A 20,929-nucleotide genomic window follows, 5' to 3' on the forward strand; every position below is an offset into this window, starting at 1 on the left:
CGTTCGGTGTCACACCACAACACCGACCGCAGGACCGATGAGCTCCCCCGCGTGCAAGAGATTGCCTTGCAGCTGCGAGGATTCGGATCGTGGCCGGACCACCGGCTGCCCGCACAGGATGGACCGATGCAACACCACGCGCATGTCGCCCGCACCGCCGCGGCGCTGGCCGCCGCGATGGGGATCGGCCGCTTCGTCTACACGCCGATCCTGCCGCTGATGACCGCCCAGGCGGGGGTGTCGGCACACACCGCGGCCGACCTCGCGACCGCCAACTATGTCGGCTACCTCGTGGGCGCGGTGGCCGGGTCGATCTCGCCGCGGCTGGCCCGCTCACCGCTGGCGTGCCGGGTGTCGCTGCTGGTGCTCATCGCGAGCCTCGCGTTGATGCCTGTGGCCACCACACCGATCGAATGGATGGCTCTGCGCGCCATCGCCGGTGCCGTGAGCGCGCTGGTGTTCGTGATCGCGGTCAACACCATGCTGGAACACCTGCATTCGCATCCCGCGCACCTGGCGGGATGGGGGTTCGGCGGGGTCGGCGCCGGTATCGCCCTGTCGGCCGTGCTGATCCTGGCGGTGAGCGACTGGAAGGCGGCGTGGTGGGCCGCGGCGGGCGTGGCCGCGGTGCTCTGTGTGATCGCCTGGCCCATGCGGTCCGCACCGGCGAGCGCGCCGACGACGGTCGACGACGACGCGCGGACACCGCACGGCCCCTTCTCGCTGCTGTTCGTCAGTTACACGCTGGAGGGCGTCGGCTACATCATCGCGGGCACGTTCCTGGTCGCGGCGGTCGCGCAGGGCGCCCCGCAGTGGCTGGGCGGCAGCACGTGGCTGGTGGTCGGAATGGCCAGCGTGCCGTCGGCCGCACTGTGGGCGGCGCTGAGCACGCGGTGGTCGAATCCGGCACTGCTGACCGCGGCGCTCGTCGTGCAGGCCGTCGGCATCGCGGCGTCGGGTGCGGCAGGCGGTGTCACGGCTGCGCTGGTGGGTGCGGTGCTGTTCGGTGGCACGTTCGTGGGCATCAGCACGCTCGCACTGGCGGCCGGACGCATGCTGCGCTACCCGCGGGCCGTCGCGCTGCTCACCGCGGGCTACTCGGTGGGCCAGATCCTCGGGCCGCTGGTCGTGGCGCCCACACTGCATCACGGGTTCCGCCCGGCCCTGGTGATCGGGGCGGTCGTGGTGTCAGTGGCCGCGCTGGTGGCGGGGGTGGTGCGGGTCGTCGTCGGGAAGCCAGACCGCGGCACTGTCCAAACCGAAATCGCCGACGTCACGGGTGAACTCGTCGACGATGGCCAGAACCCCGGGGTTGGTGTCGCCACGCCGCCACACCAGCGACCACGTCCACAGCGGTGACGGGTCGACGACGGCGCGCCGGGTCAGGCCGGTGGGCGGCGTGTCGTCCTGCCCCTTGGGGTTGTTGAGCACCGGCCGACGTAGTTGCCGCACGTGTTCGAAGAACGTCGGCCCGGTGACGCCGCCGTCGTCGGTGCGCATGACGCGCGCCCCGGTGGACGCGGCGAACTGTTCGGCGTAGCGGTTCCACGACGACCAACTCGTGGTGTCGTCGTCGATCAGCACGGTCGTGTCGGCGGCCCGGATCGGACCGGTGCCGCTCCCGGCGTCGAGCGCGTACAGGCGGTCCACGCCGATCAGCCGCGCCGACAGGTCCATCGCCTGCAGATCGGCGTTCTGCACCCAGCAGATCGCGAGGTCGAGGTTTCCGTCGGCCACCCGGGCGGCCTGCGCGTGCGACGGCATCACCCACGTGTCCACGCGCAACTCGGCAACCCCGGCGGCGCGCTCGGCCCAGTCCGTCGGACACCACTGCACACAACCGATGCGCACCGGGTCCGATACCGCCAAACCACTTGCCTGCCTGCGCAACTCGTCGGCCTGCGCGATGAGGGCGCGGGCACCCGGCAGCAGTGCGCTACCGGCCGAGGTGAGGGTCACCGACCGTCGGTCACGGTCGAACAGGGTGACCTTGAGATCGCGCTCCAGGGCCTTGATCTGCTGCGACAGCGACGGGCCCGCGATGCGCAGACGTTCGGCGGCCCGGCCGAAGTTGAGCTCATCGGCCACCGTCACGAAGTAGCGCAACTGGCGTAGCTCCACCGTTGCAGCCTAGTAGGCAAAACCTCCCAGCAGAGAGGAAGCGCATCCCGTGAACCGGGGATCGGCGTCGGCCCTACCCATGTTGAGCAGGGCAACCGGGACACGCCCGGACCTACCAGGAGGACATCATGAACACACCGGTCGTCATCATCACCGGCGCATCGCAGGGCATCGGAGCGGGTCTGGTCGCCGGATACCGCAAGCTCGGCTACGCCGTCGTCGCCAATTCGCGCAGCATCGGACCCAGTGACGATCCGATGGTGCTGAACGTCGCGGGCGACGTCGGCGTACCGGGTGTCGGTCAGCGTCTCGTCGACGCCGCCCTGGAACGTTTCGGCCGCGTCGACACCGTCGTGAACAACGCGGGCATCTTCATCGCCAAACCGTTCACCGAGTACACCGACGCCGACTACGACGCCATCACGGGCGTGAACCTGCGCGGCTTCTTCGAACTGACCCGCGCGGCGCTGGGGGCGCTGCCGGCCGGTGGCCACATCGTCAACATCTCCACGAGCCTGGTGGACGTGGCCAACTCGCGGGTGCCCTCGGCGCTGGCATCGCTGACCAAGGGCGGTCTGAACGCGGCCACACGCGCACTGGCGGTCGAGAACGCGAGCTGCCGGATCCGGGTCAACGCGGTGGCACTGGGCAGCATCAAGACGCCGATGCACGACCCGTCCTCGTACGACGCGCTGGCGTCGCTGAACCCGATGCACCAACTGGGCGACATCGACGACGCCGTGGACGCGGTGCTGTACCTGGAGCAGGCGAAGTTCGTGACCGGTGAGATCCTGCGCGTCGACGGTGGTCAAAGTGCCGGACTCTGAGGCCGTGCTGCGCGGCGTGCTCGACGAGTGGAAGGCCGGCATCGACGCCCACGATCCGGCACGCGTGTCCGCGGTGTTCGCCGACGACGCGATCTTCCAGGGGCTGCGCCCCTACAGCGTTGGACCGCAGGGGGTTTCGGACTACTACGCATCGCAGCCGCTCGGCATGACCGTCGAGTACCGCATCAGCGAGACGCGGCGGCCCGCACCGGACGTGGTACTCGGGTACGTGGCCGCCGAGTTCTCCTACCCCGACCGCGACACGGTGCACCTGAACATCGGTGTGCTGGTGGTCCTCTCGCAGGGGCAGTGGCGGATCGGTTTCTACGAGGCTAGCTCAGTGCCGGGATGACCTTCTGCTCGAAGAGTTCGATGCCGGAGCGGTCGTAGGCCGCCTCGGGGAAGTAGAGGATCGCATACTCGCAGCCGAGGTCGCGGACGCGCTTGAGCTTCTCGATCACCTGTTCCGGTGTGCCCGACGCGGATTCGGGTGCGCTCATGGTCGAGAGCATGGCGTCGACCGCGTCCTCGCCCGCGACCGGGGCCTGCCGGGCCCGCAGCCGCTGGATGCGGTCCTTGACGTCCTTTTCGGACTCTCCGATCACCGCGTTGAAGTTGGCCGAGCGCACGATCGCGTCGAAATCGGTGCCGACGGCGCGGCAGTGCTCGGCCAGGATCTGCGACTTGTGCCTGAAGCCCTCCGGCTCGGACGTGAAGTTGGTGTACTGCGCGTACTTGGCGGCGATCTTCAGCGTGACCTTCTCGCCACCGCCGGCGATCCACAGCGGGATCCCGTTGTCCTGCAGCGGTGTGGGCGAGACGATCGCGCCGTCCACCTGATAGTGCTTACCCGAGAAGCTCACCCGCCCGTCGCGCCAGGCGTCGCGCATGATCTGCACGCCCTCGTCGAGACGCGCGAGGCGTTCCCCGGCAGACGGGAAGCCGTAGCCGTAGGCGCGCCACTCGTGCTCATACCAGCCGCCCCCGATACCCATCTGCACCCGGCCGCCGGAGATGACGTCGGCGGTGGCGGCCACCTTCGCGAGATAGGTCGGGTTGCGGTACGACATCGCGGTGCACATCTGCCCGAGCTTGATACGCGACGTCGTCGCCGCGTATGCGGCCATGAGCGTCCACGCCTCGTGCGTCGCCTCGCCCGTGGGCACCGGAACGGTGTGGAAGTGGTCGTAGACCCACAGCGAGTCCCACGCCTCCGTGCCGTCGGCGTAGGCAGCCAGATCATGCATCACCGACCAGTGCCGATCGGTGGGAATGTCGACGAGATCCAGACGCCAGCCCTGCGGGATGAACAATCCAAAGCGCATGACACACGACTCTAGAACTGAAAACCCGGATGTCCAGCCCCTGAGGGGTTTCCTGCATCAGATCCCCAGGATAGCGACGCATGTCACAGCATCTGGCTAGCCTGAGGTCATGGCCCTCTCGAAAGACGAACGTGAACAGTTCCTCGCCGAACCGCACATCGCGGCCCTGTCCGTCTACGCAGGAGACAAGCGCGGACCGCTCACCGTGCCCATCTGGTACCAGTACTCCCCCGGCGGTGAACCGTGGGTGCTCACCGGCAACGGCTCACGCAAGCACCGGCTGATCGAAGCGGCGGGCCGGTTCACCCTGATGGTCGAGCGCCTGGAGCCCACGGTGCGCTACGTCGCGGTCGACGGTCCCGTCAGCCGTATCGAGCCCGCCACCGACGACCACCTCGTCGAGATGACCAAGCGCTACCTGCCACCCGAGAAGGTCGAGGGATACCTTGAGTTCGCGCGGCGTGAGCACGGCGAGAGCGTCGTCATCCGCCTGACACCCGAGCACTGGCTCTCGACGGACCTTGGCTCGGTCTGACGGTTCCTGAAATCCGCTGCGGCTGCGGCGCGTAGCGTGACCGACGTGGCCGATCTGTCGTCTTTCGCCGAGTTGTTGTCACGTGATCACGGGTTGTGTGTGCTGAGCACGCTGCGCCGCGACGGCAGCATCCAGTCCTCGGTGGTCAACGCGGGCGTGATGGCGCATCCGCACACCTCCGAACAGGTCGTCGCGCTCGTCGCGCTCGGTGGTTCGCTCAAGCTGCGCCATCTGCGCGCGGACCCACGTGCCACGGTCGCGGCCCGTGCGGGATGGGAGTGGGCGACGGTGGAGGGTACCGCCGAGATCATCGGTCCCGACGACAGTGACGTCGACGCCGAGTCGCTGCGAGTGTTGCTGCGCAACGTCTTCGAGGCCGCGGGCGGCACGCACGACGACTGGGACACCTATGACCGCGTGATGCGCGAGGAGCGTCGCGCCGCGGTGCTGATCACCCCGACGCGCGTCTACTCGAACCCGCACTGATTTCCCCCGCCGACTCACCGCAGACGCACGGCGATACGCACGGGCCCGTACACTCCGGAATCGGCTTGGCCCGCAGCACGTTCGACGCGCGCGGACACGGCACCGCGACGTCGTCCGAAGCGTAGGTCCCCCAGACGGCACAAACCTGCCCTCCTCCGCAGGAGAAGGGCAGGTTTGTCTTCGCGCCGGTACCGAGGAGGCTTTACGACTCCAGCGAGGCGGGCGGGTTGAACCGGTCGCCGTAGCGCTCGGCCAACTGCTTGGCACGGGCCACGAAGGCCTCCTTGCCGACACCCAGTTCACCCTCGTAACCCTGGATGAACTGCGCGCTGCCACCGGTGTACGGCGGGTAGCCGATACCCATGATGGAGCCGATGTTCGCGTCGGCCGTCGAGGTCAGCACACCCTCGTCCAGGCACTTCTGGGTCTCGATCGCCTCGGCGAACAGCATGCGGTCGATCATGTCCTGCAGCGGGATCGAGGCGTTGCCCGAGCCGAATGTCTCGGCCAGGCCCGGCCACAGACCCACGCGCTTGCCGTCGGCGTACTCGTAGAAGCCGGCGCCCTTCAGACGCGACGGACGACCGATCTCAATCATCTTGTTCACCACGGCCTCGGCCGGGTGCGGCTGGTAGGAGGCGCCCGTGGCCTCGGCGGCCTTGCGGGTTTCGGTCGCGATCTTCTGCATGAGCTCCAGGTTGAGCTCGTCGGACAGCTGCAGCGGCGGAGCCGGGTAACCGGCCTGCTTGCCTGCCTGCTCGATGCTGGCCGCGGGCACGCCCTCACCCAGCATCGCCAGCGCCTCGTTGACGAAGGTGCCGATGACACGGCTGGTGAAGAAGCCGCGGCTGTCGTTGACCACGATCGGGGTCTTGCCGATGGCCAGCGTGTAATCGAACACCCGGGCCAGCGCCTCGTCGGAGGTCTTCTCGCCCTTGATGATCTCCACCAGCGGCATCTTGTCGACCGGCGAGAAGAAGTGGATACCGATGAAGTCCTCCTGGCGCTTCACACCGGTCGCCAGACCGGTGATCGGCAGCGTCGAGGTGTTGGACCCCAGGACCGCGTTGGGCTCGACGATGTCCTCGATCTCCTGGAACACCTTGTGCTTGAGTTCGGAGTTCTCGAAGACGGCCTCGATCACGAAGTCGACACCCTTGAGGTCGGCCGCATCGGCGGTCGGCGTGATCCGCGCCAGCAGCGCGTCGCTGCGCTCCTTGGTGGTCTTGCCACGCTCGAGCGCCTTGGCCTCGATCTTCTCCGAGTAGTTCTTGCCGCGTTCGGCGGCCTCGAGCGTGACGTCCTTGAGGACGACCTCGAAGCCCGCCTTGGCCGACACGTAGGCGATACCGGCGCCCATCATGCCCGCGCCCAGGACACCGACCTTCTTGATCTCCTGCTTGGCGATGCCGTCGGGACGCGAACCGCCACCGTTGATGGTCTGCAGGTCCAGGAAGAAGGCCTGGATCATGTTCTTCGCGGTCTGGCCGGTGACCAGGCTGACGAAGTAACGGCTCTCGATGCGGGTGGCGGTCTCGAAGTCGACCTGTGCACCCTCGACCGCGGCGGCCAGGATGGCGCGCGGCGCGGGCATCGGCGCACCCTTGAGCTGCTTTTTCAGCAACGCCGGGAACGACGGCAGGATGCTCGCCAGCGCGGGGCTGGACGGCGTGCCGCCGGGCATCTTGTAGCCCTTGGCATCCCACGGCTGGGTGTGGGCTTCCGGATTGGCCTTGATCCACGCCTTGGCGGCCGGGACCAGTTCCTCGACGCTGCCGACGAGCTCGTCGACCAGGCCGACCTCCTTGGCCTTGCCCGGACGGAACCGGGTGCCCTGGCTCAGCACCTCCATGAAGGCCTTCTGGATGCCGAACATGCGCACGGTGCGGGCAACGCCGCCACCGCCGGGCAGCAGGCCCAGGGTGACCTCGGGAAGACCGATCACCACGCCCTTGACGTCGGCCGCGATGCGGTGATGGCAGGCCAGCGCGATCTCCAGGCCACCGCCGAGCGCGGCGCCGTTGATGGCGGCGACGACGGGCTTGCCCAGGGTCTCCAGCTTGCGCAGATCGGCCTTGATGAACTCGACCTCGGCGAAGGACTCGGCGGCGTTCTCCGGGCCGACCTTCATCATGCCCTTGAGGTCACCACCGGCGAAGAAGGTCTTCTTCGCGCTGGCGATGACCACACCGGTGATCGAATCCTTCTCCGCGACAAGGCGTTCCACGGCATTGTGCATGGATTCCTTGTAGTGCTCGTTCATCACGTTGGCCGAGCCGGTCGGGTCGTCCAGCGTCAGCGTGACGATGCCGTCGGCATCCTTGTCCCACTTGATGGTGTTTTCAGCCATGATTTTCAGTCCTTTTCCCGACGCGCGCTCAAACTCGTTCGATGATGGTGGCCACGCCCATGCCGCCGCCCACGCACAGCGTGATCAGCGCGCGCCGGGCGCCGCGGCGCTCCAGCTCGTCGACCATGGTTCCGGTGATCATGGCGCCCGTGGCGCCGAGCGGGTGGCCCATCGCGATGGCGCCACCGTTGACGTTGAGCTTCTCGTCGGGGATGCCCAGGTCCTTCTGGAACTTCAGCACCACCGAGGCGAACGCCTCGTTGAGCTCGAACAGGTCGATGTCGTCGACCGTCAGGCCGGCGCGGTCCAGCACCTTCTTGGTGGCCGGGGTGGGGCCGGTCAGCATGATGACCGGGTCGGCACCGGAGGTCGCGGTGGCGACGATGCGGGCACGCGGGGTCAGGCCCTGCGACTGGCCCGCCTTCTCGCTACCGATGAGCACCAGCGCGGCGCCGTCGACGATGCCCGAGCTGTTGCCGCCGGTGTGGACGTGGTTGATCTTCTCTATCGAGTGGTACTTCTGCAGCGCCACGTCGTCGAAGCCGCCCATCGCGCCGACACCCTCGAATGCGGGCTTGAGCTTGCCCAGGCTCTCGACGGTGGTGCCGGGACGCATGTGCTCGTCGTGATCCAGCACGACCAGGCCGTTCTGGTCCTTCACGGGCACCACGGACTTGGAGAAGTAGCCGCCCGACCAGGCCGCCGCGGCGCGCTCCTGCGAGCGTGCGGCGTAGGCGTCGACGTCCTCGCGGGAGAATCCCTCGATGGTGGCGATCAGGTCGGCGCCGATACCCTGCGGCACGAAACCGATGCGGTAGTTGGTCTCGGGATCACCGGCCCAGGCGCCGCCGTCGGAACCCATCGGCACGCGGCTCATGGACTCCACGCCGCCGGCGAGCACCAGGTCGTCCCAGCCCGAGCGCACCTTCTGCGCGGCGATGTTCACGGCCTCAAGGCCGGACGCGCAGAAGCGGTTGAGCTGCACACCACCGGTGGTTTCCGGCAGGTTCGCGACCAGCGTCGCGGTGCGGGCGATGTCGCCGCCCTGGTCGCCCACGGGCGACACCACGCCGAGCACGAGGTCGCTGATCAGGGTCTCGTCCAGGTTGGGGAAACGGACTCGCAGTTCATCGATCAGGCCGACGACCAGGTTGACGGGCTTGATCTCGTTGAGGGCTCCGCCACGCTGCTTGCCGCGTGGCGTACGAATAGCCTCGTAGATGAAGGCTTCTTCGGACATGTAGATCTCCAGGTCCTGTCAAGGGTTGGTGTGACGGGCATGAACCCGCGTGGAGGTGTTTTGTCCTCTGCGCGCGAGCCTAGCAGCCTCACCCAACCGCTTGGTTGGGACGCCTGGAGATGTGGTGCAGTTCCTACTCGGCGGCGTTACTTGGAAGCGCCCTCCGTGTCGTCGAAGAAGTGCCATTCGCCGCCCTGCTCGACCTCCATCCGCCAGCCCAGCTCGGTGTTGTCGGCCCGTTGGTCGACGAACCAGGCATGCGCGTCATCGGCGCTTTCGATGTCTTTGGTGTCGACGACGTCGCCTTTGGGATTGAGCACGCGATAGGTAGCCATGGCAGTGGTGTTGCCACGGGGCGGCGAGTTCACACCTCGCGCGTAACGCCACGGCGATTTTTCGGCCAGATTTCCGCCGTGGCGTTACGAACGGCGAGGCGCTTGAGCCGTGGCGAGCGACTCGTCAGGCGATCGAGTGTTGGTCAGCGGCAAGACTGTTCGCGACCTGACCGCGCGCCGCTCGTTACGCCACGGCGGAAAATCGGCCGAAATTCCGCCGTGGCGTTACGAGCGAGAGCTCAGGCTGATTCGATCACAGCCGTCACGCGGATTTCGACGCGCATCCCCGGCGCACCGAGTGCCGGCACGCCGATCTGGGTCCAGATCGGGGCGCGGTCCCCCATGCGCTTGCGGAACTGCTCGACCATGACGCGCGTGTGGTCGTCGCCGATGGTGTCCGGCGCGGTCGGCACGTGGTAGGAGTTCACCGACACCACATCGGGCCAGCCCGCGCCTGCCGTGGCGAGCGTGCGCTCCACATTGTCGAAGGCCCGCACGATCTCGTCTTCGAGGTCGGCCGGGAAATTGATGTCGTCATCCCAGCCGCCCTGCCCGGAGATCTCGACCCGGTCGCCGATGCGCAAAGCCTGGCTGTAGTGCAGGTTTTCCCGCAGCCATGGACCGTAGCCGGGTGTGGCGAAGAACTCTGTCAACGGATTGCCTTTCGTCATTACTTCAAGCGTGAAGTGAACACCCTATGCAATGACTTCACGCTTGAAGTTATTCCGGGCGACTGATCCACGCGACTAATCTGCCGGTATGCCCAGCGCCGAGGAACCGCAGTGGCTCAGCCCGGCCGAGAAAGAGGCGTGGACGGGTCTGGTCTCCCTGATCCTGCTGATGCCGGGCCGGCTTGAGGCGCCGCTGCGTGACGTCGACCTGAACCTGTTCGAGTACCTGGCCCTCAGCCACATCTCCGAGGCCCCCGACCGCCGGATCCGGATGAGTGAGCTGGCGTTTCTCGCCAACGGCTCGCTCTCGCGCCTGTCGAACGTGGTCAAACGGTTCGAGCAACGCGGCTGGGTGACCCGCTCCCCCGATCCGACCGACGGCCGGTACACGCTCGCCGAACTCACCGACGCCGGATATCGCCTCGTCATGACGGCGGCACCCATCCATCTGCGTGCCGTGCGCGAGTTCGTCCTCGACCCGCTCACGGCGTCCGAGCAGCAAGCACTCGCCCGCATCGCGGAAAAGCTGCGCATCCGTCCGGCCGATCTGGCCTGACCGCCACCGCCTACCCTTTTTCCATGACCGTCCGCAGACTGCAGCCGTTCGCCGTGACCATCTTCGCCGAGATGTCGGCGCTGGCCACACGCCTGGGCGCGGTCAACCTGGGGCAGGGTTTCCCGGATGAGGACGGCCCGGCCGAGATGCTCAAGGTCGCGCAGAACGCCATCGCCGACGGGGTCAACCAGTACCCGCCCGGCCTCGGGGTGCCCGAACTGCGGCAGGCCATCGCCGCGCAGCGCAAGCGCGTCCACGGCGTTCAGTACGACCCCGACACCGAGGTGCTGGTCACCGTCGGCGCCACCGAGGCGATCGCGGCGTCGGTCATCGGGCTCGTCGAACCCGGCTCCGAGGTGCTGGTGATCGAGCCGTTCTACGACTCGTACTCCCCCGTGATCGCCATGGCGGGCTGCGAGCGCCGCGCGGTGCCGCTCGTCCCGAGCGGGCGCGGGTTCGCGATCGACGTCGATGCGCTGCGCGCCGCCGTGACGCCGCAGACCAAGGCCCTGATCCTCAACTCGCCGCACAATCCGACCGGCGCGGTCGCCTCGGACGCCGAACTGCGCGCGGTCGCGGCCCTGGCCGTCGAGCACGACCTGCTGGTGATCACCGACGAGGTGTACGAGGCCCTGGTCTTCGACAGCCACCGCCACCTGACGCTCGCGAGCTATCCGGGGATGCGCGACCGCACCGTCACGATCTCGAGCGCGGCCAAGATGTTCAACGCGACCGGCTGGAAGATCGGCTGGGCCTGCGGTGCGCCCGAGTTGATCGCCGGGGTGCGTGCGGCCAAGCAGTACCTCACCTACGTGGGCGGGGCGCCGTTCCAGCCCGCGGTCGCGCACGCGTTGAACCACGAGGACGGCTGGGTGGCGGATCTGCGCGACTCGTTCCAGTCCAAGCGGGACCGGCTGGGCTCGGCGCTCGCCGAGATCGGGTTCGAGGTGCACGACAGCCGCGGCACGTACTTCCTGTGCGCCGACCCGCGCCCGCTCGGATACGACGACAGCACCGCGTTCTGCGCCGAACTGCCCACCAGGGCCGGTGTCGCGGCCATCCCCATGTCTGCGTTCTGCGATCCCGACGCACCACACGCCGATGTGTGGAATCACCTGGTGCGCTTCGCGTTCTGCAAGCGTGACGACACCCTCGACGAGGCGATCCGCCGACTTCAGGCGCTGCGGAGGTGCTGAGACGGCCGTGACGCGAGACGATGTCTGGGTGCCCGCTCCCACACACCGCGTCGCCGCCGACGTCCACGCCCGTATCGATGCCCTGTTGACACAGGTCGACGCCGACCTCGCAGCACGGTTCCCCGGCGACCGCGACGCCGTCCAGCCCGTCCATACCGTGTACATCGGTGCGGCCGATGCCGACGAGCACACCCCGCGGCAGTGGGGTGAGGCGGCGCTCGAGCTGCTCGAACGGCATGCCGACCTGCTGACCGAACTGTCCGACGGGGAAGGCGACACCGCGCTGGCGTTGACACGTAAACGCCTCGCCGACGCCCCGATCGCCGATCTGCGGCTCGATTTCGAGGACGGCTACGGCAGACGCTCCGACGACGTCGAGGACGCCGATGCGTTGCGCGCGGGCGAGACGCTGCGCGCACTCGGCCTGCAGAGTTCGGGCGTGCGTATCAAGGGCCTGACCATGGCCGAGCGCACACGCGCCGTGCGGACCCTGGAACTGGTGCTCGACGGCGGGATTCCCGACGGCTTCGTGTTCACGGTGCCCAAACTGCGTGCCGCCGAGCAGGTCACGGCCGCGGTGTGGGTGTGTGAGGCACTCGAATCCGCGCACGGCCTGCCCGAGCGCACGCTTCAGTTCGAACTGCAGATCGAGAGCCCGCAGGCCGTGCTCGGCCCCGACGGCACCGCGACCGTGGCCGCGGCCATCCACCGCGCCGACGGGCGCTGCACCGGATTGCACTACGGCACCTACGATTACAGCGCCGCATGCGGCATCGCACCGCAGCACCAGTCGCTGGACCATCCCATCGCCGACCACGCCAAGGCCGTCATGCAGACCGCGGCCGCGCAGACCGGAGTGTGGGTGGCCGACGGCTCCACCCAGGTGTCCCCGATCGGCACCGACGAGCAGGTGGCCCAGGCCATCCGGCGCCACCACCGCCTGGTCACCCGATCGCTGGAGCGTGGTCTCTACCAGGGTTGGGACATGCATCCGGGCCATCTGGTGACACGCTGGCTCGCGACGTTCGCGTTCTTCCGCGCCGCGATGGCCGCCGCGGCCCCGCGGTTGCAGAATTACCTGGACCGCCGCGGCGGCGCGATCGTCGACGAACCGGCCACGGCCGAGGCGCTGGCCACCGTGGTGCTGCGTGGATTGGACTGTGGCGCATTCGAGGCCGCGGACGTGCTGGCGCTCGCACCGGGCGCCACCGTCGAGGTGTTGCACGACCTGAAGAACCGGATCTAGAGAGCGGAACGTGATGAGTGAAACCCCACCCGATTTCACCTGGCTACCCGATCTGGCCCTGCGGTCGTTGGGCGGCGCGGTGGTGTGGGCCAACGACGAGACGTTCGCGGAGAAGGAGAACCTGATCTCGCCCGGGCCGTCGCAGTACCGGCCCGCGACGTTCGGGCACAAGGGCCAGATCTACGACGGGTGGGAGACCCGCAGGCGGCGTGAGGCCGGGCACGACTCGGCGATCGTGCGCCTCGGTGTGCCCGGTGTGATCCGCGGGATCGTCGTCGACACCGCGTGGTTCAAGGGCAACTACCCGCCCGAGGTGTCGGTCGAAGCGATCGAGGTGGACGGTTATCCCACGGCCGGGCAGCTCGCCGCCGATACGGGGTGGACACCGCTCATCGAACGCTCCCGCGTTCACGGCGACACCCGCAACAACTTCGAGGTGCATTCCGAGGACCGCTGGACGCACGTGCGGCTCAACATCTTTCCCGACGGCGGCGTGGCGCGGCTACGTGTGCACGGCGAAGGCCGCCCCGACAAACGGTTCCTCGGCATCGGGCCGGTGGATCTGGCTGCATTGGAGAACGGTGCGTTGGTGCTCGACTGCTCCAACCGCTTCTACAGCTCACCGCACAACCTCATCTTCCCCGGCCTGGCGCAGGCCATGGGTGACGGTTGGGAGACCGCACGCCGCCGCGACGACGGAAACGACTGGGTGCGAATCCGTTTGGCGGGCCCGGGACGCGTGCGCCTGGCCGAGGTGGACACGTCCTACTTCGTGGGTAACTGCCCGGGTGAGGCCGCGCTGAGCGGGCTGAGCGCCGACGGCCGGTGGGTGGACCTGCTGCCGCGCACCGCGCTGCTGCCCGACACGCGGCACCGGTTCCTCGTCGACGTTGCCGACGTGGTGTCGGAAGTGCGACTGGACATCTACCCCGACGGCGGCCTCGCGCGCCTGCGACTGTACGGAGATCTGGCATGAGCTACCCGAGAGATATGGTCGGCTACGGCCGCACGCCCCCGGATCCGCAGTGGCCCGGCGGTGCGGCGATCGCCGTGCAGTTCGTGCTCAACTACGAAGAGGGCGCGGAGAACTGCGTGCTGGACGGCGACCCGGCCTCGGAGACCTTCCTGTCGGAGATGACGCCGGCCGAGGCGTTCCCCAACCGGCACATGAGCATGGAATCGCTCTACGAGTACGGTTCACGCGCCGGGTTGTGGCGTGTGCTGCGGGTTTTCGAGCAGCGCGGCATACCGCTGACGATCTTCGCGGTGGCCCGCGCCATGCAGCGCAACCCCGAGGCCGTCGCGGCCTTCACCGAACTGGGCCACGAGATCGCGTGCCACGGACTGCGGTGGAAGTCCTATCAGCTGACCGACCGCGACACCGAGCGTGAACACATGGCCGAGGCCGTGCGGATCCTCAAGGAGCTCACGGGTTCGGCCCCGCTGGGCTGGTACACGGGCCGGGATTCGCCGTACACGCGTGAACTGGTGGTCGAGCACGGCGGATTCGTCTACGACTCCGATTCCTACGCCGACGACCTGCCGTACTGGGTGCAGGTCGACGGATCCGATCACCTCGTGGTGCCCTACACGCTGGACACCAACGACATGCGGTTCGCCTCGCCCGCCGGATTCGCCAACGGTGAGGAGTTCTTCGCGCATCTGCGCGACGCGTTCGACGTGCTCTACGCCGAGGGCCTCGCGGGAGCACCCAAGATGCTCTCGGTGGGCCTGCACTGCCGACTGGTGGGGCGGCCCGCGAGAACCGCTGCGCTGCAGCGATTCCTGGACCACGTGCAGTCACACGACAAGGTGTGGCTGGCGCGGCGCATCGAGATCGCCGAGCACTGGCGCACCGTGCACCCGGCCTAGGTTCGCCGAGCGTGCGGTTTCATCCGCACGCGGCGGCGCGTCGCGGATGAAACCGCACGCTCGGCGAAAGGGGGCTAGAGGTACTGCTTGGGCGGAGGTGGCGCGTACTCGCCGCGCTTACCGGTGGTGAGGCCCATGGTCACCAGGGACTGGACGGTGAGCGTCGCCGCAGTCACGCCGTCGACCACGGGCACGCCGACTTCGGCCGAGATCGCACGGCACATCTCGGCCATGCCCGCGCACCCCAGCACGATCGCGTCGGACCCGTCGCGTTCGACGGCATCACGGCACGCCTCGGTGACCACCTTCTGCGCGGTGGGGTCGGTCTCCAGGTCCAGCACCGGGATCTCGCACGCATGGATGCCAAGGCAGAACCTCTGCATGCCATACCGTTCGGCGAGTTCTGCGGCGCGCCCTGTGGTGCGAACGAGTGTCGTCACCACCGAGAACCCGCGGCCAAGATGGCTCGCGGTGTGCATGGCGGCCTCGGCGATCCCGATCACCGGACCGGTGGCGACCTCACGCGCGGCGTCCAGTCCGGGATCCCCGAAGCACGCGATCACGTAGCCGTCGGCCCCGGCCTGCTCACCGCGCGCGATGGCGTCGAGCAGGCCGGGAACGCTCATCGCCTCGTCGTAGTGGCTCTCGATGGACGGCGGCCCCGATCGTGAGGTGACGGCGGTGATCTCGGTGCCGGGACCGGCCACTGCGTTGGCGCAGCGGCCGATCCCCTCGGTCATCGATGCGGTGGTGTTCGGGTTGACCACCCAGATGCGGATCACGAGACGGACGCGGCGACCAGGGTGTCGCGCTTGGCCAGCACGTAGTACAGGCCGAACGCGATACCGCAGCCGATGAACCAGCTGTACTGGGCGGCCGTGTGCATGCCGGCCACGGACCCGCCGAGCAGCACCGGGATCACCGCCAGGACCGCACCCACCACGGTCGCGATCACGGCAACCTTGTTGTAGCCCTTGGTGTACCAGTACTTGCCCGACTCGTCGAGGGTGAACATGTCGTCCACGATCACCTTCTGCTTGCGCACCAGGTAGAAGTCGGCGATCAGCACACCGAACAGCGGGCCGATGAACGCGCCGAGGGTCTCCAGCGTGTAGTGGATGACCTCGGGGTTGTTGTAGAGGTTCCACGGCGTGATCAGCACCGAACCGACCGCGGCGATCATGCCGCCTGCACGCCAACTGATGCGCTGCGGGCTGACGTTGGAGAAGTCGAACGCCGGCGAGATGAAGTTCGCGACGATGTTGATACCGATCGTGGCGATCGCGAACGTCAACGCGCCCAGTACGATCGCGAACGTGCTGTCGATGCGGGCCACGGTCTCGACGGGATCGGTGATGAGCTCGCCGAACACCGGAAGCGTCAGCGACGCCGTGACCACCACGAGCACCGAGAACACCAGGAAGTTGACCGGCAGGCCAAGGAAGTTGCCCTTCTTGACCGCGGCGAATGTCCTGCCGTAGCGCGAGAAGTCACCGAAGTTGAGCATCGGCCCCGAGAAGTACGACACCACCAGCGCGATCGCGCCGAGCATCACCGGCACCGACGACCAGCCAGTGTAGGTGACCTCACCGAGGCTCAGATCGATTGCGCCCCAACCGGCCTGAAAGATCAGGTAACCGCACAGCAGGAACATCACCACGTACACCGCGGGCCCGCAGAAGTCGATGAACTTGCGGATCGATTCCATGCCGCGCCAGAACACACATGCCTGCAGCACCCACAGCAACAGGAAGCTGCCCCAGCCCAGCAGCGACAGCCCCGCGAAACCGTAGTCGTCGACCACTGCGTACGGCGCCAGGGCCGGGAACAGCTTGACCAGCACGATGTCGAGGGCCGCCGAGGCCAGGAACGTCTGGATGCCGTACCAGGCGACGGCGATCAGACCGCGGATGATGGCCGGGATGTTGGCGCCCAGCACACCGAACACGGTGCGGCAGATCACCGGATACGGCACACCGGTCTGCTGGCTGGGTTTGGCGACCAGGTTGCAGAACACGTTGACGATCGAGATGCCGATCAGCAGCGCCACCAGCACCTGCCAGCTGGCCAGGCCCAGCGCGAACAGGCTGCCCGCCGTGACGTAGCCGCCGACACTGTGCACGTCGGACATCCAGAAGGCGAAGATGTTGTAGGAGCCCCACTTCTGCTGGCGCAGCGGGGCGAGGTCTTCGTTGGTCAGTCTCGGGTCGTAGCCCGGTTTGATGGCGCCGCTGCCGATGGGGTGACCGGCCGCTTCGACGAGATCGCCGGCCGCGACGGGGAAGCTCCCGTCGGGGCCGGCCGGTCCGCCGCCTGCGTTGGGTACTGCGGTTTCTGTCATGGCCCGACGCTAGGAACGATGTGTTTCGCCCACATTTCGTCCGAGCTATGCATCAATTTCGCAAAAGATATATTTCAGGCCAGCAGTCCGGTGCCTGTGGGCAGCACCGCGATGACCGCGTTGAGCCTGGCCGCATGGGCCTCGGAGGCCGCGACCAGGCGTTCGGCGTCGCGCATCAGGAACGCATCGAGCATCTCGCGGTGATCGGCGTGCAACTGAACGCGCTCGTCGGCGCGCACGTGCACCATCGACTGCACGGGTTCGGTGACGTTCCACGCCGCTTCCAGCATGTGCAGCAACCGGTGCATGCGCGACGGCCGGGTGAGCGCGGCGTGGAACTGGCGACTCTCGCGGTGGTAGGTCGCCGCGTCGTCGTCGGCGATCGCCTGTTCGAGCACCGCGTTGGCCGCGATCGCGGCGTCCCGGTCGGCTTCTGTCGCGTTGGCCACCGCGGCCATCAGTGACGCAGACTCCAAAGTCTCGCGCACGATGTACATTTCGCGCAGTTCCTGCGCGGTCAGCAGCGCGACCGTGTAGCCCGCGTTGCGCCGGTGGGCCACCAGGCCTTCCCCGATGAGCGTTTTGAGCGCCTCACGCACCGGGATCTGGCTGACCCCGAACACCTCGGCCACCTCGGCGAGCGGGATCGGGGTACCCGGCGGCACACCGCCGTCGAGGATGGCGCGGCGCAGTTCGTCGAGCACGGCCTGCTGCGACGGCGCCACCGCCACCAACTGCTGCAGCAGTGCCGAACGCCGATGAGGCCGCATGTCCGGCCATGTTAAGTCACCGCACACGCGTGCGCGCGCCGAGAATCACAGCGACGCGGCGACGGCCCAGAGCTCCTCCAGATCGTTCTGCTCGACCTGCAGGGGGCTGAGCACCACATCGGTGGCCCCGGCGTCGAGGTAGCTCTGCAACTTCTCACGCACCTGATCGGGCGAGCCCAGCGCCGCGAGCTCGGTGAGATCGCTGATCCCTTCGCGGGCGATGACCTTCTGGTACGACGGGATGGTCGCATAGAACGCGAGTTGTTCGGCGGCGGTCCGGCGGGCGGTCTCGGCGTCGTCGGACAGCACGACCGGCACCATCGCGGTGACGCGTGGTTGCGGGCGGCCCGCGGCCTCGGCGGCGTCATTGATGGTGGGCACGATGAACTCACTGAGCGTGCGTGGACCCGCCAGGTACGGCAGGGTTCCGTCGGCATACTCTCCGGTGATGCGTAAGGCCTTGGGCCCCATGGCCGCAACGTAAATCGGGATCGGCGTGCCGCCGGCCACCTGGACGGGCCACTGCAATTCGATGGAGTACTCGGCACCGCGGAAGTTGGCGTCGCCCCTTTCGAATGCCCCGCGCAGCACCTGGAGGTACTCGTGCAGTCGGTTGACGGTGTTGGTCCGGTCGATGCCGAACGCGTAGTGCTCGATCACCCGCGCGCCCAGGCCGAGCCCCAGCGTGAAGTTTCCGTGCGCGGCGGCCTGCGCGGTCTGGGCGGCCGCGGAGATCACCAGCGGGTGGCGCGGGTTGATCGGCACCACAGCGGTCCCGACGCCCAATCCCGGTACCGCGGCGCCGATCAGACCGGCCGCGGCGATCGCGTCGATGTCGGCCTGCTGGGCCAGCCAGATCTGCTTGACCCCGATGTCGTGGGCGCGGCGCGCGTCGGCTATCAGACCGTCGATGGCGTTGGCGGCGGAAGGGTTGATTCTGAGCATCACTCCGGTCGGCATGATCACACTCAACCGAGTGCCCCCTGGCACTATTCCGCCGGACGCCTAACGGCAGATCATCACCGGAACGGGGCTGTGGTGCAGTAGGTTCAGGCTCGTCGAGCCCAGCAGCACCCCGGCCAGCGCGTTGCGGCCACGGGTACCGACCACCAGCAGCTGGGCGTCGCCCGCGTGCTTCATGAGCGCCTTGGCGGGCGAGGCGACCTCGACGTAGCACTTCGCCTCGACGTTCGGATGCGCGCTCGCGGCCTTGTCGACCGTCTCGGTGAGCGCGACGAGCTCGGCGGCCTCGACACCTTCCCAGTCGATGACGAACGGAACGGTCACGCCGGTTTCGGCGGGCACGTGCAGCGACATCGACCGCACCGCGCGCAGCGGCGCGCCGAGCTTGTCGGCCAACTCCAGCGCCGCGGCCAGCGCGTGCTCGGCGGCCGGGCTGTCGTCGATCCCGACGACGATCGGGCCGTCACCGGGCTCGAGGTGCTCACCGCGGTACGCCACCACGGGGCACTCGGCATGCCGGGCCACCGACAGCGAGGTCGACCCGACCAGCAACGCCGCTGTCGGTGTCACGGCCTTGCCGCCGAGGACCACCAGACGGGCCTGCTTGCCTGCCTCGATCAGCGCCTGGTCGGCCGGTTCGTTGAGCGACGACGTGGTGATGGCCAGCCCGGGCCGCTCGGCGGCGACCGAATCCACCGCGGCCTTGAGGAAGATCTCGGCGCAGTCCTGCTGATAGGTCATCATCGCCGCGACCATCGCGCCCGCACTCTCGGTGAGGTTGCGGCCGAGTGTGGGCAGGGCGTGCAGGATGTGCAGCGGCGCGCCGAGCTTCTCGGCCAGCGCACCGGCCCACCGCGCGGCGTTCACCGCGCTGTCGCTGCCGTCGATGCCGACCACGACCGGAGCTGTCGAAGTGCTCATACCTCGATCCTGCTGATCGACGTCTCTGCAGACAATGGCCGAAAGTCCCTAATCGGGACGCGGCCGAAAGTCCCTAATCCCAGCCGATGTCCTCGATGCTCGTCGAGCCCTGCGGCGGTTTGCCGGGCGTGGGCGCCGGGGTGCGCGAGAACCGCGGCGCGGGGGCGGCCTGGGCCACGCCGTCGACGTCGATCAGCGTCGAGCGTTCCCGCAGGTGGGCGTTCTCGGCGGCCTCGCCCCACGTGAGCACGGGCGTCACGCACGCGTCGGTGCCCGCGAAGATCTCCGTCCACTCGGCGCGGGTCTTCGTCTTGAACCGTTCGGTGAAGATCTTGCGCATCTCGTCGTAGCGCCCGATCTCGAACTGGCCCGGAATCTCGTCGGCCGCGAGTCCCAGGCCCGCGACCAGCTGCGCGAAGAACTGCGGTTCGATCGAACCGACCGCCATGTAACCGCCGTCGGCGGTCTCGTAGCACCGGTAGAACGGGGCGCCGCCGTCGAGCAGGAACGACTCCCGCTCGTCGCGCAACGACCCGGTGGCCCGCATGGTCCACATCATCTGCGCGAGCATGCTCACGCCGTCGACCATCGCGGCGTCGATCACCTGCCCCTTGCCGGACCGCTCACGCTCGTACAGGGCCGAGACGATGCCGACGAGCACCAGCATCGACCCGCCGCCGAAATCGGCGACCAGGTTCATGGGCGCGACGGGCGGCCGGTCGCGGTAGCCGATGGCCGACAACGCGCCCGTCTGCGACAGGTAGTTGATGTCGTGGCCCGCGGTCTGCGCGAGCGGGCCGTCCTGACCCCACCCGGTGATGCGCGCGAAGATCAGCCGCGGGTTGACCGCCTCGCACTCCTTCGGGCCGATACCGAGGCGCTCACACGTGCCGGGGCGGAAGCAGTCCAGCAGCACGTCGGCCTTGGCCACCAGGTCGAGCAGCTTGGCGGGCTCGGCCTTGACGTCGAGGTCGACGATGCGCTTTCCACGGTGCAGCAGGTCCACGTTCTCGGCGGGCAGGGTCAGCCCACCCGGGCGGCGGACCCGGACCACGTCGGCGCCGAGATCGGACAGCATCATCGCGGCGTGCGGCCCGGGGCCGATTCCTCCGAGTTCGACAACCCTCACGCCAGACAGGGGGCCGGTCTTCGTCATGCGAGGCAGACTAGCGGC

21 protein-coding genes and 1 pseudogene are annotated in these 20,929 nt (G+C 68.1%); 10 read left to right on the top strand and 12 right to left on the bottom strand.

From position 1 onward, the window contains the following. Positions 1–126: 126 nt before the first annotated feature. A complete protein-coding gene (locus AT701_RS27980) occupies positions 127–1,359 on the top strand; it encodes a YbfB/YjiJ family MFS transporter (RefSeq protein ID WP_058127743.1) in 1,233 nt (410 codons plus the stop codon). A 639-nt stretch (positions 1,360–1,998) separates the two neighbouring features. Here the strand turns inward: AT701_RS27980 and AT701_RS36140 are convergent. Then, positions 1,999–2,121 (bottom strand): annotated as a pseudogene (locus AT701_RS36140) (LysR family transcriptional regulator); the annotation flags it as partial. Between the two features lie 128 nt (positions 2,122–2,249). Between AT701_RS36140 and AT701_RS27990 the strand changes: the two are divergent. After that, positions 2,250–2,948, top strand: coding sequence for an SDR family NAD(P)-dependent oxidoreductase (locus AT701_RS27990; protein ID WP_058127008.1), 699 nt, complete (start codon positions 2,250–2,252; stop codon positions 2,946–2,948). Next, a complete protein-coding gene (locus AT701_RS27995) occupies positions 2,935–3,300 on the top strand; it encodes a YybH family protein (RefSeq protein ID WP_081319601.1) in 366 nt (121 codons plus the stop codon). Before AT701_RS27990 ends, AT701_RS27995 begins: the two co-directional genes overlap by 14 nt. On the opposite strand, the gene AT701_RS28000 is transcribed toward AT701_RS27995, so the two are convergent. After that, positions 3,281–4,273 (bottom strand): LLM class F420-dependent oxidoreductase, encoded by a 993-nt coding sequence (locus AT701_RS28000; RefSeq protein ID WP_058127010.1) that lies wholly within the window; start codon positions 4,271–4,273, stop codon positions 3,281–3,283. The two genes, AT701_RS27995 and AT701_RS28000, sit on opposite strands and share 20 nt — an antisense overlap. Before the next feature lie 109 nt (positions 4,274–4,382). On the opposite strand from AT701_RS28000, the gene AT701_RS28005 reads away from it, so the two are divergent. Together AT701_RS28005 and AT701_RS28010 are read left to right on the top strand one after the other, a co-directional pair. Next, entirely contained in the window at positions 4,383–4,808 is a 426-nt protein-coding gene (locus tag AT701_RS28005; protein ID WP_058127011.1) for a pyridoxamine 5'-phosphate oxidase family protein, read from the top strand. A gap of 45 nt (positions 4,809–4,853) precedes the next feature. After that, positions 4,854–5,294, top strand: a complete 441-nt coding sequence (locus AT701_RS28010) for a TIGR03618 family F420-dependent PPOX class oxidoreductase (RefSeq protein ID WP_081319736.1) — start codon at positions 4,854–4,856, stop codon at positions 5,292–5,294. Between the two features lie 202 nt (positions 5,295–5,496). Here AT701_RS28010 and AT701_RS28015 read toward each other — a convergent pair whose 3' ends face one another. The 4 genes from AT701_RS28015 to AT701_RS28030 all read right to left on the bottom strand — a co-directional run bounded on the left by AT701_RS28015 (position 5,497) and on the right by AT701_RS28030 (position 9,890). After that, positions 5,497–7,644, bottom strand: coding sequence for a 3-hydroxyacyl-CoA dehydrogenase NAD-binding domain-containing protein (locus AT701_RS28015; protein WP_058127012.1), 2,148 nt, complete (start codon positions 7,642–7,644; stop codon positions 5,497–5,499). 28 nt (positions 7,645–7,672) lie between these two features. Beyond that, entirely contained in the window at positions 7,673–8,884 is a 1,212-nt protein-coding gene (locus AT701_RS28020; protein ID WP_003897132.1) for an acetyl-CoA C-acetyltransferase, read from the bottom strand. Positions 8,885–9,030: 146 nt separating this feature from the next. Next, on the bottom strand, positions 9,031–9,219 hold the full coding sequence (locus AT701_RS28025) for a hypothetical protein (protein ID WP_011730739.1): 189 nt from the start codon (positions 9,217–9,219) through the stop codon (positions 9,031–9,033). 239 nt (positions 9,220–9,458) lie between these two features. After that, the gene (locus AT701_RS28030; RefSeq protein ID WP_003897142.1) at positions 9,459–9,890 is read right to left on the bottom strand and encodes a RidA family protein; all 432 of its coding nucleotides are present in this window, start codon (positions 9,888–9,890) and stop codon (positions 9,459–9,461) included. A gap of 88 nt (positions 9,891–9,978) precedes the next feature. Between AT701_RS28030 and AT701_RS28035 the strand changes: the two genes are divergently transcribed. The 5 genes from AT701_RS28035 to puuE are packed head-to-tail and all read left to right on the top strand — an operon-like array spanning position 9,979 to position 14,760. Then, entirely contained in the window at positions 9,979–10,446 is a 468-nt protein-coding gene (locus AT701_RS28035) for a MarR family winged helix-turn-helix transcriptional regulator (RefSeq protein WP_003897143.1), read from the top strand. A gap of 23 nt (positions 10,447–10,469) precedes the next feature. Then, positions 10,470–11,642, top strand: a complete 1,173-nt coding sequence (locus tag AT701_RS28040) for a pyridoxal phosphate-dependent aminotransferase (protein ID WP_058127013.1) — start codon at positions 10,470–10,472, stop codon at positions 11,640–11,642. A 28-nt stretch (positions 11,643–11,670) separates the two neighbouring features. Beyond that, on the top strand, positions 11,671–12,888 hold the full coding sequence (locus AT701_RS28045; RefSeq protein ID WP_058127745.1) for a DUF6986 family protein: 1,218 nt from the start codon (positions 11,671–11,673) through the stop codon (positions 12,886–12,888). Positions 12,889–12,901: 13 nt separating this feature from the next. Then, the gene (alc, locus tag AT701_RS28050; RefSeq protein ID WP_058127014.1) at positions 12,902–13,864 is read left to right on the top strand and encodes an allantoicase; all 963 of its coding nucleotides are present in this window, start codon (positions 12,902–12,904) and stop codon (positions 13,862–13,864) included. Then, positions 13,861–14,760, top strand: a complete 900-nt coding sequence (gene puuE / locus AT701_RS28055; protein WP_003897147.1) for an allantoinase PuuE — start codon at positions 13,861–13,863, stop codon at positions 14,758–14,760. The genes alc and puuE overlap by 4 nt, the downstream gene beginning before the upstream one ends. A 74-nt stretch (positions 14,761–14,834) precedes the next feature. Here the strand turns inward: puuE and AT701_RS28060 are convergent, their stop codons facing one another. The 6 genes from AT701_RS28060 to AT701_RS28085 form a co-directional block, all read right to left on the bottom strand. Further along, positions 14,835–15,542, bottom strand: a complete 708-nt coding sequence (locus AT701_RS28060) for an aspartate/glutamate racemase family protein (protein ID WP_058127015.1) — start codon at positions 15,540–15,542, stop codon at positions 14,835–14,837. Beyond that, positions 15,539–17,101, bottom strand: coding sequence for an NCS1 family nucleobase:cation symporter-1 (locus AT701_RS28065; protein WP_011730746.1), 1,563 nt, complete (start codon positions 17,099–17,101; stop codon positions 15,539–15,541). The genes AT701_RS28060 and AT701_RS28065 overlap by 4 nt, the downstream gene beginning before the upstream one ends. A gap of 74 nt (positions 17,102–17,175) precedes the next feature. After that, entirely contained in the window at positions 17,176–17,871 is a 696-nt protein-coding gene (locus tag AT701_RS28070) for a GntR family transcriptional regulator (RefSeq protein ID WP_011730747.1), read from the bottom strand. A 45-nt stretch (positions 17,872–17,916) separates the two neighbouring features. Beyond that, positions 17,917–18,831: an LLM class F420-dependent oxidoreductase gene (locus AT701_RS28075; RefSeq protein WP_014878432.1), complete on the bottom strand. Its 915-nt coding sequence runs from the start codon at positions 18,829–18,831 to the stop codon at positions 17,917–17,919. Positions 18,832–18,876: 45 nt separating this feature from the next. Beyond that, entirely contained in the window at positions 18,877–19,755 is an 879-nt protein-coding gene (locus tag AT701_RS28080) for a universal stress protein (RefSeq protein ID WP_011730749.1), read from the bottom strand. A gap of 73 nt (positions 19,756–19,828) precedes the next feature. Beyond that, a complete protein-coding gene (locus AT701_RS28085; protein ID WP_011730750.1) occupies positions 19,829–20,911 on the bottom strand; it encodes a CaiB/BaiF CoA transferase family protein in 1,083 nt (360 codons plus the stop codon). Positions 20,912–20,929 lie beyond the last annotated feature (18 nt).

This window comes from Mycolicibacterium smegmatis (assembly GCF_001457595.1).
Taxonomy (GTDB): Bacteria; Actinomycetota; Actinomycetes; order Mycobacteriales; family Mycobacteriaceae; genus Mycobacterium; species Mycobacterium smegmatis.

What these genes read in the sequence shown, in the direction of transcription:
- AT701_RS28030 (WP_003897142.1), bottom strand. Translation starts at nt 9,890, where the DNA reads ATGACGAAAGGCAATCCGTTGACAGAGTTCTTCGCCACACCCGGCTAC.
- AT701_RS28040 (WP_058127013.1), top strand. Translation starts at nt 10,470, where the DNA reads ATGACCGTCCGCAGACTGCAGCCGTTCGCCGTGACCATCTTCGCCGAG.
- AT701_RS28005 (WP_058127011.1), top strand. Translation starts at nt 4,383, where the DNA reads ATGGCCCTCTCGAAAGACGAACGTGAACAGTTCCTCGCCGAACCGCAC.
- puuE (WP_003897147.1), top strand. Translation starts at nt 13,861, where the DNA reads ATGAGCTACCCGAGAGATATGGTCGGCTACGGCCGCACGCCCCCGGAT.
- AT701_RS28065 (WP_011730746.1), bottom strand. Translation starts at nt 17,101, where the DNA reads ATGACAGAAACCGCAGTACCCAACGCAGGCGGCGGACCGGCCGGCCCC.
- AT701_RS28000 (WP_058127010.1), bottom strand. Translation starts at nt 4,273, where the DNA reads ATGCGCTTTGGATTGTTCATCCCGCAGGGCTGGCGTCTGGATCTCGTC.
- AT701_RS28035 (WP_003897143.1), top strand. Translation starts at nt 9,979, where the DNA reads ATGCCCAGCGCCGAGGAACCGCAGTGGCTCAGCCCGGCCGAGAAAGAG.
- alc (WP_058127014.1), top strand. Translation starts at nt 12,902, where the DNA reads ATGAGTGAAACCCCACCCGATTTCACCTGGCTACCCGATCTGGCCCTG.
- AT701_RS28085 (WP_011730750.1), bottom strand. Translation starts at nt 20,911, where the DNA reads ATGACGAAGACCGGCCCCCTGTCTGGCGTGAGGGTTGTCGAACTCGGA.
- AT701_RS27980 (WP_058127743.1), top strand. Translation starts at nt 127, where the DNA reads ATGCAACACCACGCGCATGTCGCCCGCACCGCCGCGGCGCTGGCCGCC.
- AT701_RS28020 (WP_003897132.1), bottom strand. Translation starts at nt 8,884, where the DNA reads ATGTCCGAAGAAGCCTTCATCTACGAGGCTATTCGTACGCCACGCGGC.
- AT701_RS28080 (WP_011730749.1), bottom strand. Translation starts at nt 19,755, where the DNA reads ATGAGCACTTCGACAGCTCCGGTCGTGGTCGGCATCGACGGCAGCGAC.
- AT701_RS27990 (WP_058127008.1), top strand. Translation starts at nt 2,250, where the DNA reads ATGAACACACCGGTCGTCATCATCACCGGCGCATCGCAGGGCATCGGA.
- AT701_RS28025 (WP_011730739.1), bottom strand. Translation starts at nt 9,219, where the DNA reads ATGGCTACCTATCGCGTGCTCAATCCCAAAGGCGACGTCGTCGACACC.
- AT701_RS28070 (WP_011730747.1), bottom strand. Translation starts at nt 17,871, where the DNA reads ATGCGGCCTCATCGGCGTTCGGCACTGCTGCAGCAGTTGGTGGCGGTG.
- AT701_RS28015 (WP_058127012.1), bottom strand. Translation starts at nt 7,644, where the DNA reads ATGGCTGAAAACACCATCAAGTGGGACAAGGATGCCGACGGCATCGTC.
- AT701_RS28075 (WP_014878432.1), bottom strand. Translation starts at nt 18,831, where the DNA reads ATGCCGACCGGAGTGATGCTCAGAATCAACCCTTCCGCCGCCAACGCC.